The 11,881-nt window shown below is 67.5% G+C and carries 10 protein-coding genes; 4 read left to right on the forward strand and 6 right to left on the reverse strand.

Translation table 11 applies throughout. The features are described from left to right. The first annotated feature begins 288 nt into the window (after positions 1-288). The gene (locus HDA45_RS42635; RefSeq protein WP_343072263.1) at positions 289-2,529 is read left to right on the forward strand and encodes a hypothetical protein; all 2,241 of its coding nucleotides are present in this window, start codon (positions 289-291) and stop codon (positions 2,527-2,529) included. A gap of 24 nt (positions 2,530-2,553) precedes the next feature. Here the strand turns inward: HDA45_RS42635 and HDA45_RS39690 are convergent, their stop codons facing one another. The 4 genes from HDA45_RS39690 to HDA45_RS39705 form a co-directional block, all read right to left on the reverse strand. Further along, the gene (locus tag HDA45_RS39690) at positions 2,554-3,114 is read right to left on the reverse strand and encodes a dihydrofolate reductase family protein (RefSeq protein WP_184904333.1); all 561 of its coding nucleotides are present in this window, start codon (positions 3,112-3,114) and stop codon (positions 2,554-2,556) included. Between the two features lie 101 nt (positions 3,115-3,215). Next, a complete protein-coding gene (locus HDA45_RS39695) occupies positions 3,216-4,394 on the reverse strand; it encodes a cytochrome P450 (protein WP_184904335.1) in 1,179 nt (392 codons plus the stop codon). An 18-nt stretch (positions 4,395-4,412) separates the two neighbouring features. Beyond that, positions 4,413-5,171, reverse strand: a complete 759-nt coding sequence (locus HDA45_RS39700) for an SDR family oxidoreductase (RefSeq protein WP_184904338.1) — start codon at positions 5,169-5,171, stop codon at positions 4,413-4,415. Positions 5,172-5,197: 26 nt separating this feature from the next. Next, positions 5,198-5,692, reverse strand: coding sequence for a carboxymuconolactone decarboxylase family protein (locus tag HDA45_RS39705; RefSeq protein ID WP_184904340.1), 495 nt, complete (start codon positions 5,690-5,692; stop codon positions 5,198-5,200). 162 nt (positions 5,693-5,854) lie between these two features. On the opposite strand from HDA45_RS39705, the gene HDA45_RS39710 reads away from it, so the two are divergent. Beyond that, complete coding sequence (locus HDA45_RS39710) at positions 5,855-6,769, forward strand: RNA polymerase sigma-70 factor (protein WP_184904342.1); 915 nt, start codon at positions 5,855-5,857, stop codon at positions 6,767-6,769. On the opposite strand, the gene HDA45_RS39715 is transcribed toward HDA45_RS39710, so the two are convergent. Continuing rightward, complete coding sequence (locus HDA45_RS39715) at positions 6,753-7,715, reverse strand: phosphotransferase family protein (protein WP_184904344.1); 963 nt, start codon at positions 7,713-7,715, stop codon at positions 6,753-6,755. The two genes, HDA45_RS39710 and HDA45_RS39715, sit on opposite strands and share 17 nt — an antisense overlap. A gap of 192 nt (positions 7,716-7,907) precedes the next feature. On the opposite strand from HDA45_RS39715, the gene HDA45_RS39720 reads away from it, so the two are divergent. Next, positions 7,908-8,333, forward strand: a complete 426-nt coding sequence (locus tag HDA45_RS39720; protein WP_184904347.1) for a VOC family protein — start codon at positions 7,908-7,910, stop codon at positions 8,331-8,333. A gap of 100 nt (positions 8,334-8,433) precedes the next feature. Further along, on the forward strand, positions 8,434-9,774 hold the full coding sequence (locus HDA45_RS39725; protein ID WP_343072264.1) for a lanthionine synthetase LanC family protein: 1,341 nt from the start codon (positions 8,434-8,436) through the stop codon (positions 9,772-9,774). Between the two features lie 82 nt (positions 9,775-9,856). Here the strand turns inward: HDA45_RS39725 and HDA45_RS39730 are convergent, their stop codons facing one another. After that, positions 9,857-11,383 carry an alpha/beta fold hydrolase gene (locus HDA45_RS39730; protein WP_184904349.1) on the reverse strand — a complete coding sequence of 509 codons (1,527 nt, stop codon included), beginning with the start codon at positions 11,381-11,383 and terminating at the stop codon, positions 9,857-9,859. Between the last annotated feature and the right edge of the window lie 498 nt (positions 11,384-11,881).

Consider the following 11,881-nt stretch of genomic DNA (forward strand, 5'->3'; position numbering starts at 1 on the left):
ATACCTTCGACACCGGCACGCTCCGCACCTGATTCGACGCCCTCATCCCCGGCATTTCCGTGAATTCCGCTCTCTGAGCAGTCGCACCCGTGCCCACCTGTCGATACGGCAGCACCACTCGTCGCTTTCCCAAGCTACTCGTTTCCGTGACGAACGCGTATCGGCCTCGAAGTCCTCTGGGGGAAAAGTCCGGTACCGGACAATCTTTGGGCCGAACCCGTGTAGGCGCCATAATCGAGTCTTTACCGCCAAGGCGGCGCGGGAACGACACCAAGGGAGGGAGGGCTGGTGACACGCTCGTCGCAGACCCTCGACCGCACCATTCTCGTGGTCGGCGCCGTGGGATTCACAGCCCCACAACGGAGCCCGTTCGATCGGTTGGCCATGCGCCAAGGCCTGTACGAGGTGCTGAAGGCCGCGTTCTCCGACAGCGACGTCGACTTCGACGCGTGCGCGAGCGAGGACCGCGGCGACGGCGTGCTGATCTTGTTGCCGCCGGGAACGGCCAAAACCGTCGTCGCCGACCGTCTGCCGGATCGCATCGTGGTCGCGCTCCGCCGCTACAACCACACCCGCGCCCCGCGGTCGCGGATCCGGCTGCGGGTCTGCCTCAACTCCGGCGACGTGCTCAACGACGGAATCGGGTGGGTCGGTGAAGCGATCGACACCGCTTTCCGCATCTTGGACGCGCAAGCGACCGAGGAAGAGCCAGCCGAATCCAGCGCGATGGTCATGATTTCCTCGCAACGCTTCTTCGACGAGGTCATCGCGCCCGATCCGGGCCTCTTACCGGAGTCGTACACACCGATACCGGTTTCGGTGAAGACTTTCACCGGAACGGCCTACCTCCGGTCACATGGAAAGCTTGACTCACCGGCTACCGCACCGGCGGCCCTGTCGAGTGAGCACACCACTCTCGAGCTGAGCGGCGCCGTCCTCGACATGATCCCCGGCAAGGATCTGACGTCCTTGCGTCTCCACCTCACTCAGGTGGAGGTCCGCTACCTGGCGGTCATGGTGAGCCGCGCGCTCGGCCCGAGCATCCCGTTGCCTCCGCTCGCGGGCGTCACCGACGCGTGGGGCGCCTTCATGCTCCTGTCCGACTTCAACGCCGGTCCGGATGGCATTCCGCCCGCGATCTCCTTTCTCCTCTTGCTGGCCGAACAAGTCGATGACGAGCTCGGTGCCCTGATCGCCCGCTGGGTCGGTGACCAGGCGCGTGGGCTGCGGCTGGGCCCCGCGTTGGCGCGGCGGTCATCAGCTCGTCCCGAGCCGACCTTTCACCTCAAGTTTCACAGTGACGATCTCGATGAGTTCCTCGCGTATGAGGGACCGGATCTGGCCAGCCTGTTCGAGCCCGCGCCGTCGGAACCCCTGCCTCCCGACACGCTGCGGCACGAGGCATCGGGATTTCCCATCGCGATCTATCTGTCCGCCGCGGCCGGGCACGAGGTGGTCCAGGGGGCGGTCGAGGACCTGGTGCGTACGGCCGGGGCGGAGATCATCGAACTGGGCGATCCCGAAATCGGGTCCTGGATGCGCCGCCTCGTGGGCCGGTTGAAGGACGCCGCCGAAACCCCTACCGGGCGGGATGCCGCCGTGACAGCGGCGCACGCGGTCGAAGCGCGTTTGGTGCAGGCACAAGACGCCACCAACACCGCGACCCTGATGCAGAACCTCGCGCCGATGTTGACGGCCCTGCAGAACACCCCTTCAGCGGTCGTGCGGGTCGGAGCACTGCTGATCGTGAAGAACGGCGACATCCTCGCCGTGCACCAGCTCACCGCCGCCCAGCAATTCCACTTGAACCACAAACCCGACCTGCTCACCTCGCCCCACGACATCCTGCAGGCGCTGGGACTGCACGCGACCGTACCCGCCACCCCGTCGGCCCCACGCCGCGTCACGGCCCGGCCCGGCAGGGGACCGGTGAACGGTGTCGGCCCGGCGTGGCAGCGGATCACGGCCTGGCTGCGCACCAACACGCCTGCCACGGCCGCCACCCTGCGGCCTCCCGCGCCCGCCGATGACGTCCGAGCCGTCCAGCGCGCGACGGGACAAGTGTTCCCGGATGATCTGCTCGCGTGGTGGCGGCTGATGGACGGTGTCGACGACGAGCGGGACCACCACACCGCGTTCACCGTCCCCGGCGTGTACTTTCCGCTGTCGGTGGCCCGGGTGCGGACGACCTGGGCCGGCTTGAGCGTTCATCACGACGTGCGCTGTTGCCACGCCGATGGCGGCCACCGTCAGCCCGCCGGCGAACCCACAGTCCTTTTCTGCACCGCCTTCATCCCCATCTTCCGCGCTCTCGACGGTTCCGTCCTCGTCGTCGATCTGCGTCCCGGCGCGGAACGCGGGCGTGTCATGGACTGGGTGGCGGCGGCAGGCACCCACCGCACCGTGTGGCGCAACGTGAGCGCCCTGCTCACCGACATCGCCGACCGCCTCGAAATCCACGACCCCACGTGCGCGGCACAACCGGGGCGACCGATCATCCGCGAGGACGGCGTGCTGACCTGGGCCTGACGGCGTGGTGCTCAGCGAGTTCGGTCAACGCCTCTCGTACCTGGTCACGACCGGCCCGCCGGGGAACGCCCGCGTCTCCACCAGGTTCAGGTTCACCCGGCCGTCCAGCGTGGCGAAGAACGGCGTGCCGCCGCCCACCAGGACCGGATGGGTGACGATCTCGTACTCGTCGACCAGCCCGGCCCGCATGGCCGCCCCGGCCAGCGTCGCACCGCCGACCCTCATCGGCCCGCCGTCCTCGGCCTTGAGCCGGGTGATCTCGGCGATCGCGTCGCCGGTCACCACGCGGGTGTTCCAGTCGGCCTTGTCGATGGCCTTGGAGAACAGCACTTTCGGCGTGTCCCGCCAGTTCCGCGCGAACTCGATCTCCGCCTGAGTGGCGCCCGGCTGCTGGTCACCCGTCGGCCAGTGGGAACTCATCGTCTCCCACAGCTTGCGCCCGTACAGGAACACCTCGATCGCCTGCTCCCGCTCGAGCCACCACTGGAACAGCTCGTCACTCGGCACGCCCCAGCCGATGTCACCGCCGGCCGTGGCGATGTAGCCGTCCAGGCTCAGGTTCATGCCGTAGATCAGTTTCCGCATGGCGCCATCCTTCCGCAAAGGACGCGAGGATGTTTCGACAGAGATCCACAATCACCGGGGTGCGGACAACGGCCATGCCTGTGCAGAAGGTCAATCTCCGCTCACCAGGTCACCCGCAACGCGCGCACGCCGTACACGAGGCTGAAGACGCGGAAGTCCACTCGGTCGTCAGGACCCGCCATCGCGAGACCGGGGAAGCGCCGCAGCAGCGCCGGGAGCGCGATGCGCAGTTCCATCCGCGCCAGCGGCGCCCCGAGACAATGGTGTGCGCCATGCCCGAAGGCGACGTGTCCGGTGCTTCCCCGGGTGATGTCGAGGATCTCCGGGTCGCTGATCAGGGCGGGGTCACGGTTGGCGGCCGGAAGAGAACAGATCACGAGCGATCCCGCGGGGATGGTGTGCCCGGCGATCTCCACCTCCGTCGTGGTCGTCCGCGGTGGCGGCGTCTGCACGATGGACAACCAGCGCAACAGCTCCTCGACGGCGGGTTCGACCAGTCCCGGATCGTCGCGAAGCATCGCCAACTGGTCCGGGTGCCACAACAGGGCCAGCGTGCCGAGACCGAGCATGTTCGAGGTCGTATCGTGCCCGGCCAGCAGCAGAAGTCCCGCGATACCGGTCAGCTCGGCGGAAGTGAGATCCCGGCCGTGCTCGCGAACCAGCATGCCCAGCAGATCCTCGCCCGGATCCGCCTGGGCCCGGGCCACGAGCCCCGCCATGTAGTCGTGGTCCTCCCGCTGTGCCTCCATTCGATCGTTCACCGGCAAGGAGGTGTCCAGAATGCGCACGGCGCGCTCGTGGAATCCGGAGCGATCGGCGTAGGGAACTCCCAGCAGTTCGCAGATCACCAGCGAGGGAACAGGCAACGCGAAGTGCTCCACCAGGTCGGCCGGCTTACCTGCGCGCTCCAAATCGTCCAGAGCCGTTTCGACGATCTCGGCGATCCGCGGCCGGAGCCTGCTCATCCGCCGGACGGTGAACTCCGGGGTGAGCAGCCGTCGCAACCGCGTGTGCTCGGGAGGGTCGAGCGTGATCAGCTGCCCGGGTACGCTGGCTCTTCCTTGCCCTGCACCGGACAACGGCGTCAAAGCGCTGCTGAACCGAGCCGGATCCGCCAGTACCCGGCGAACGTCGTCGTGCCGGAAGACCAGGTACGCCGGCTGTCCGGACGGCGTCTCCACCCGCACCACACGCTCGCTGTCGCGTGCCTTCGCCAGTTCCTCGACCGGATCGATACCGGTCCGCCGCAGATGAAGCGGCACTTCCCAGGTTTCAGTCATCTTTGCCTTCTCTTCGGGTCAGGGGCGGGTGTCGAGCCACTCTGAGAACGCGGGGCCCGCGAGCTTGGCGTGCGGGCCGGGCAGGAAAGCGCCGGCGGCGGCGATCTCGGCGTCCGGAATGCCGCCACCGTCGATGCCGATGACCTCGATGCCCCGGCGCGCGCCGAGAAGCCTGGCCGCTTCGGCCATGTTTTCTTTGCGGGGCCCCGCGATTTCGGGGATCGGTGTTCCCGGCGCCGACGTGCCGGAGGCCATGGCGAGGTCGACCAATACTTCCGCGACGGTACGGCAGGCCACGAGCTGAGTGGGCAGAGACGGCACGTGGGCGACATCGCCCTGCCGCCAGTCCAGCAGCTGGCCGACGAACTCGTGGAACTGCGCGGCCCGCAAGATGCGGACAGGAAGAGGCCCGGCCAGGAGGAGTTCCTCGTGCACCTTCTTCGCGGCGACGAAACCGGCGGTGGCCTTGTCCGCGCCGATGATGGACGCCGCGGCGATCATGACCACCCCCGCCCGGCGGCCTACCTCATGCAGATTGCGGGCCGACGTCCGGAAGAACTCCGTCGCCGCTTCTTGTTCGGAGCCGTGCCATGAAGCGACGTCGATGATGACCTCGACACCGGTGAGGGCCTCGGCGAGACCTTCACCGGTGATGATGTCCACGCCGGTTGCCCGGGAAACGGGCACGACTCGGTGGCCTCGTTCGGTGAGGACGTCGACGACAGGGCGTCCCAGTCGTCCGGTGGCGCCCGCCACCGCGATCTTGCCGGTACTCATGTTCTTTGCCTTTCTGCAGGGGGTTGTCAGTCGGTGTAGTTCTGGCCGGGAGGCATTCCGGGGATCGGCTTGGCGATGAGTGCGGCGGGGGCGAAGAAGCCGATGTGGGCGATCGCCATGACGAGCGTCCAGAGCGCCTTGGCGTCGTAGCACGCGGATGCGTTGGCGTACAACGAATCGGGGACACGCTCGCCGGACGGGTTCGGAGTGAGGACGGCCTCCGTCAGCTCCAGTGCGACCCGTTCCGCGTCGGTGAAGCAGGTGGCGTCCTGCCAGGTCGCCACGCCGGTGATGCGGTCCTCGGGCTCGCCGGCCTGGCGAAGGTTGCGGGTTTCGCGAATGGTGAAGTACGTGCTGCCGAGGATCTGCCCGGCACGCAGCTGCAGCAGGCTGACGGTCGTCAGGGGGATCGCGCCGTTCCTGAGTACCTTGTGCAGACCGTCGGCGACTTCGGCCATCTCGGGGACGAAGGGGATCGGGTTCGGCATGCGCGACCGCGGGCCCGTCGTAGTCATGGACATGGGTGGGACTTCCTTTCGTTGTGCCCAAGAGATCCCGGCGATCCGCTCGACGTGACAGGCAGGCCTTGTGACACAGGCCACGAGCAAGGGGTGTCACAAAGGGAGGGTGTCCGGGGTCGTATGGACCTGGCACGCTCGCGAACGAGGAGACGGGGATCGGCGATGAGGGAACGGGACGAACACGAGGCGGACACCGCCATGGAGTCGGCCACCGAGGCGTTCGTGACCCATCGCAACCTGCTCTTCACCGTGGCCTACGAGATGCTCGGTTCGGCCACCGACGCGGAGGACGTCCTGCAGGAGGCCTGGTTGCGGTGGGTAGGTGTGGACTTCGAAACCGTGCTGTCGCCGCGCGCGTTCCTGGTCCGGATCACCACCAGGCAGGCGCTCAAACGGTTGCGCACACTCGGCAGGCGCAAGGAGTCCTATGTCGGTCCGTGGCTGCCGGAGCCGCTGCTGACCGCGCCGGACGTGGCCGAGGACGTGGAGTTGGCGGACAGCGTTTCGATGGCGATGCTGCTGGTCCTGGAGACACTCGCGCCCACCGAACGAGCGGTCTTCGTGCTGCGCGAGGTCTTCGCCCTCGACTACGACGAGATCGCCGAAGCCGTCGGCAAGACTTCCGGCACCGTGCGCCAGATCGCGCACCGGGCACGAGCGCACGTCGCGGCCCGCCGTCCCCGAGGCACCGGTACCCCCGCCGAACATCGGGCCGCGCTCCAGGCCTTCCAGGCGGCCCTCGAAACCGGCGACCTCCAGGGCCTGCTGGACATCCTCGCGCCGGATGTCGTCGCCCTCAGCGACGGCGGCGGCGTCAAACACGCGCTGCTGCGGCCGATCGTCGGCGCGGACAAGGTGGCCCGGCTGCTGGCGGGCGGCTGGTGGAAACGCGAGGCGGAAAGGTCGGTCGAGCCGGTGCAGATCAACGGCGGACCGGGACTGCTCATCCGTGTCGACGGCGAGATCGACGGCGTGCTGGCGGTGCGCGTGGGGAACGGCCACGTCACCGGCGCGTACCACGTGCGCAATCCCGAGAAACTGGCTGGCGTGGAGCGCGAGATCACCGTGAGCCGCTGAACTCGTCGTGATCAGGCTCCGTCTTCCCACTACGACGGAGGCGCTCGCGGGCCTCACTCTCGGACAACGAGGTGACGGGTTTCCCGACCGTGTGCTGATACTTGGCGTCGTAGGCCCTGGTCCACACTCCGGCCGCCCACGACAGCTCGAGTTCGTCGGCGCTGAGCTCCCGGCCGCGAGCGTGGCTGTACGCGTCGAGGAACCGCTCCGTGTCCTCGACCGTGGCCAACTCGTCCACGTCGACGGTCGAATACAGCGCGGCGGCAAAGCCGACGAGGACGGCTTCGCTGTCGACGATCGTGCTGTCCCAATCGTGCACCACCAGCAACGCGTTTCCGCTCCAGCGCAGATTGCCGGCAATCCAGTCACAGTGACCGATCACGGCTTCGGACTCGCCGGCTCGCAGCCGGTTACGGGCGCGGCGCCCGGCATCGTCGATCCACTCCGGACCGGCCACCCCGTTGAGGTCGACGTCAGAACCCTCGGGGCACGGCCAAAGTCCGCCTTCCGCGTGGTCCCACGCGGCCCACGACGGCGCCGGGTCGAGCGTGGACACCTCAGCAGGACTCGGAGCGAGCCGGATCAGCCGTGCGAATGCTTCAGCGAAGGCCCGCCCGGCATGGTCTTCGCTCGGGAGTGGAGCGCCGCCGGGGACGTAAGCCTCCGCGGTGGCGACGTCCTCGCCGAAAGCCTCGGCACGGGTGAGCGGCTGAGGGCACGGATAACCGGCCTTGAACAAGCGGCGCTGGACTTCGACGCAGGCCGCCATCCGCGGCGAGTCCGGACGCACCTTGACCACGACGTCCTGGCCGTCGGCCAGCCGAAGCCCGATGACGGTCGAGAGGTGCCCGGAACTGAAGATCTCCTCCGACGGCGGGCTACCCAGATGCTTCGCGCACCACTGGGCAAGACGAGCCGGATCGACGGCCTGCGAGCGAGGTGACATCTGAGAATCCTGACACGCGTTGGCGCTGGAAGCGGTCCCGAGCCTTGAAAACCGCGCACGATGAACTGGCGAGTCGATGGCTTCGAGGCCTAACCGGTCGAACGCCGTTTCCTGTTTCCTTTGAACGCCCGCCGGGCCGGGTCCATGGAATAGAGTGAATCCGGACTATCTCGAAATGGAAAGGCATTGTGCATGACGAGCCGGTTCGAATGGTTGACCATCGACAGCGTGGACCCACGGCGGCTGGCGGATTTCTGGTGCGACGTTCTGGGTTACGTCGTTTACGGGGACAAGAACGGCGCCACGGTCGAGATCGGGCCCGATCCGGAGGAGCCGGACGAACAACGGTTGGCCGCGTTGCGCGGCGGGCCCGCTGTGCCGAGTATGGTTTTCGTCCGTGTTCCCGAAGCCAAGTCCATCGTCAAGAATCGGCTGCACGTCGAGATTTGTCCGATCGACAGTGACCAGCAGACCGAACTGAAGCGGTTGCTCGCGCTCGGCGCGTCCAAGGCGGACGTGGGACAGGGAGACGGTCGGTCCTGGGTGGTACTGGCAGACCCGGAAGGGAACGAGTTCTGCCTGGCACGCAGCCTCGCGCCGGGAGAGTTCGACCTGTAGGTCGTCCGGCATGCCCGCTCGACACCGGGGAACCCGTCGATCCGGGATGAGCGCTACCCGCCGAGGCCGCGTTCCGCCGTTTGGATGCGATGATCGGCGGGTGACCTCGGGTAACGCGCAGGGTTATCGCGATGTGGCCGAAGCCGCCTGGCGGTGGGTGCTGGATCAGGTGCGGTGGGACGACGGGCCGTGGATTCCCGAATCGGCGGGAATTTCGGAAATCTCGGAGTACCGCGACACCATGTACAGCGGGGTGGGCGGGCTGGCCTACGTGCTGGCTGAGATCCGGTTCGCCCGGGGTTGGACGGCCGAGGAGCGGGGTGTCGCGGAGGCGATCGTCAACCGGCTCACCGGTCGAATCGAGGACGAGATCGACTGCAGCCTCTTCGGCGGGCTGGTCAGCTCCATCGGCGTGCTGACCGCGCTCGAGGTTCCCGGGGCACAGGCGGCCGTCGACAGGCTGATCGCGCTGCGCACCCGGGACGGTTGGCCACAAACGGCCATTGGGCCACCAGGTTTCCTGCCGGACACCCTGGTCAACGACGCCACTCTCGGCACGGCCGGGATCCTGCTCGGCGCGTTGTGGGCCCGACGCGCGGGGGTGGCCAACGCCGGCGACCTCGGTGCACAGGCTGCCGATGTGCTGATGGCGGACCGGGAGCAGGTGCCGACCGGGGTCAACTGGCACTGGGTACCGCACCGGTTCCATGCCGAGCCTGCCAGGGAGATGCCCAACTTCTCGCACGGCCTCGCAGGAATCGCGGCGTCGCTAGCTCTGGCCGGCACCGAGCTCGACCGGCCTGACCTGACCGGCGCGGCCGTTCTCGGCGCGGAACATCTGGTGACGCTGGGCCGCACCGACGGCGGGGGATTCGTCGTGCCGCGCACTATCCCCAGCAAACCGGGCCAGGACGTCTACACCTACAACTGGTGCCACGGCCCCGCCGGGACCTCGCTGCTCTTCCTCGCCCTCGATCTCGCCGGAGTCGAGGACGTGGCGGGTGAACCGCCACTGGCGTGGCATCGCCGATGCCTGCACAGCACTCGTAGTTCCGGCCTGCCCGCCAGACGGCACCCCGGCTTCTGGGACAACGACGGACGTTGCTGCGGGACGACCGGCGTTGGTGAGGTGTTTCTGGACTCCTGGCAGCGCTTCGGCCGCACCGACGATCTCGAGTTCGCCGTGCACCTGGCCGACACCCTGGTCGAGCGCGCGGTGCGGGACGGACCGCACGCCTACTGGCGGTTCATCGAACACCTCGGTCCAGAGCCGCTGCTGCCACCGGGGGTCGGCTGGATGCAAGGAGCGGCCGGCATCGCGGCGTTCCTCTTCCGGATCAGCCGCGTCCTGCGCGACGGGCGCGACGCCACCCCTGTCACACGCATGGACAGCTGGTGGGCACTCCCCACCCCGGACACCGGTCGAGGGCCTCGGGGCTGAGCCGGCAGCGGGGGCGTTTGCCGGTGAGCGGTCTGTCCCCTCGGCGTGTACACCGAAGGGACAGACCGGCTTCAGTACCGCCCTACCGGACAGTGAACGGGCCGACAGGCACCTTCGGCTTGGCCTGCGACGACTGCGACTGAGGCGTGGGCTCGACGGCGGCACAGGTGGTGCCGTTCGGTGGCAGCTTCAGCGACACGAGGTACTGGTCGTTGATTGTGCGGGTGCACTGGCTGCGGTCGTAAACGCCGTGGCCCCAGCCTTCGTAGGTGACGAAGACGGTGGTGTCACGGGACTGCCGGTGCGCGTTGACCGCCCACTCGTACACCGTCGCCGGGTCGTGCATGGCGTTGGTCAGCAGGATCTTCGGCGCGTTGCGGAGGTGGAGCGGCCTCTGCGGGTTGGTGGCCTTGGGGAAGCCGATGCACCCCATCACGGCGCTGTGGCCGATCGACGAGCCGCGGGTGTTCGGCGCGATGCTGTTCTCCAAGTTCACCAGCGACTTGTACTCGCGATAGGAGTCGATCCGAAGGTCGTAGTCGTTGCAGAAGATGCCCGGGAACGGGTTGGGTATCGTCTCTTTCGCGGTGAACGCCGACCTCGGCGCCGGTCGGCCGTCCACGATCGTCTTGACCTGTTCGGCGAAGGCCTGCCAGTCCGGGCCGTAGGCCATGCCGACCACTCCGCTGCCGAGATCCTCCGGCGTCAGCTTGACGTTCGGATCCCAGGGCGCGGGCACCTCACCGCGCTCCGCCTTCGCCAGCAGGTCCTTCCAGATCTTGCGGAGATCCTGGCCGTGGAACGGCGACGCCGGAGTGCGGTCGTTCCACTTCACCCATTCCTGGAACGAGTCCTCCGCACCACGCGCCTCCGAGGCGACGAACCGCTTCGTGCCGAGGCTGTGGTCCATGTTGGAGTCGATGATCATGGCGCGGATGTTCTTGCCGTACCGCTCCGCGTAGTGCTGTCCCATGATCGTGCCGTACGAGATGCCGTAGTAGTTGATCTTCTTCTCGCCGAGGGCCCGGCGGATCGAATCGATGTCGTGCGCCACGTCGGCGGTCGACGCGTGATCGAAGATCGGACCGGACTGCTTGCGGCAGTCCGCACGCAGCTCCTTGTTCGACGCGACCAGCCGATCGTATTCGGCCGCGTTCTTCGGGTAGTTCGACGGCTGCTTGGCGAGCACCTCGGCCGAGCACTTGATCGGCTGGCTGCGCGCGACGCCACGCGGGTCGAAGCCCACGACGTCGAACTTCTCCGAAATCTCCTTGCTGAAGTACCCGTCGGCCGCGAACGCGAAGTCGACGCCCGAACCACCCGGGCCGCCCGGGTTGATCACCATCGCACCGATCCGCTTCGACGGATCGGTGGCCTTTCGACGAGCGACGGCGAGACCGAACTTCTCCCCGTTCGGCTTGGTGTAGTCGATCGGCAGCGTGAGGGTGCCACATTCGACATGCGGCGCCTCCGCGCACGGCTTCCACCCGATCGCCCCGACCGCGTACTCCGGCTGCCCTTCCGGAGCCGCGGTCGCGACGGAACTCCCACCCAGTACCAACGCAGAACTCGCGAGCGCGGTCGCAAGGACGCGCACCACCTGCTGCATGGATTTCCTCCCTAGGTCCCCATGGCTGAAAGGAGAAAACTTCCACGATCGAGTGACGGTGACAACCGTCTGAGGTAGCAGTCCGAATCAGTCTGTAGTCGGACAACCACCATCGGTTGGCCGCGGTGCCCTCTGTCCACGGTCGGATGCTTCGCCGTTGCCCGGGCATGGTCGACGCCGGGATCCGGGGTTCGGTCAGAAGTCGCGGTACACCCACTTCTCCGTGTGTCCTTGGCCTGCCCCCGGGGCGTCCAGGAAACCTTGATGAGGGTGGCGCCACCTGCGACGTCCGCGGAAACCGGGACATGGATCGAATGGTTCTTGTCGCAGTGCTGCTTCGAACTTCCGCTGCCGAGATAGGTGGACTTCGCGTAGGAGTCGCCCCAGACAAATCGGCACCCGACGGCGTGCAGGGTTCCGTCGATGGTCACAGTCCTGTTGCTGAAGGTGACGGTGCCGTGGAGGACGCTAGCGCCATACTCGACGTGCAACTCCTTT

The organism is Amycolatopsis umgeniensis (assembly GCF_014205155.1).
GTDB lineage: Bacteria > Actinomycetota > Actinomycetes > Mycobacteriales > Pseudonocardiaceae > Amycolatopsis > Amycolatopsis umgeniensis.

Excerpts from the sequence above, each read along its gene's own strand:
- HDA45_RS39690 (WP_184904333.1), bottom strand. The coding sequence starts at position 3,114 with ATGCGGAAACTGATCTACGGCATGAACCTGAGCCTGGACGGCTACATC.
- HDA45_RS39695 (WP_184904335.1), bottom strand. The coding sequence starts at position 4,394 with ATGACTGAAACCTGGGAAGTGCCGCTTCATCTGCGGCGGACCGGTATC.
- HDA45_RS39700 (WP_184904338.1), bottom strand. The coding sequence starts at position 5,171 with ATGAGTACCGGCAAGATCGCGGTGGCGGGCGCCACCGGACGACTGGGA.
- HDA45_RS39705 (WP_184904340.1), bottom strand. The coding sequence starts at position 5,692 with ATGTCCATGACTACGACGGGCCCGCGGTCGCGCATGCCGAACCCGATC.
- HDA45_RS39710 (WP_184904342.1), top strand. The coding sequence starts at position 5,855 with ATGAGGGAACGGGACGAACACGAGGCGGACACCGCCATGGAGTCGGCC.
- HDA45_RS39715 (WP_184904344.1), bottom strand. The coding sequence starts at position 7,715 with ATGTCACCTCGCTCGCAGGCCGTCGATCCGGCTCGTCTTGCCCAGTGG.
- HDA45_RS39720 (WP_184904347.1), top strand. The coding sequence starts at position 7,908 with ATGACGAGCCGGTTCGAATGGTTGACCATCGACAGCGTGGACCCACGG.
- HDA45_RS39730 (WP_184904349.1), bottom strand. The coding sequence starts at position 11,383 with ATGCAGCAGGTGGTGCGCGTCCTTGCGACCGCGCTCGCGAGTTCTGCG.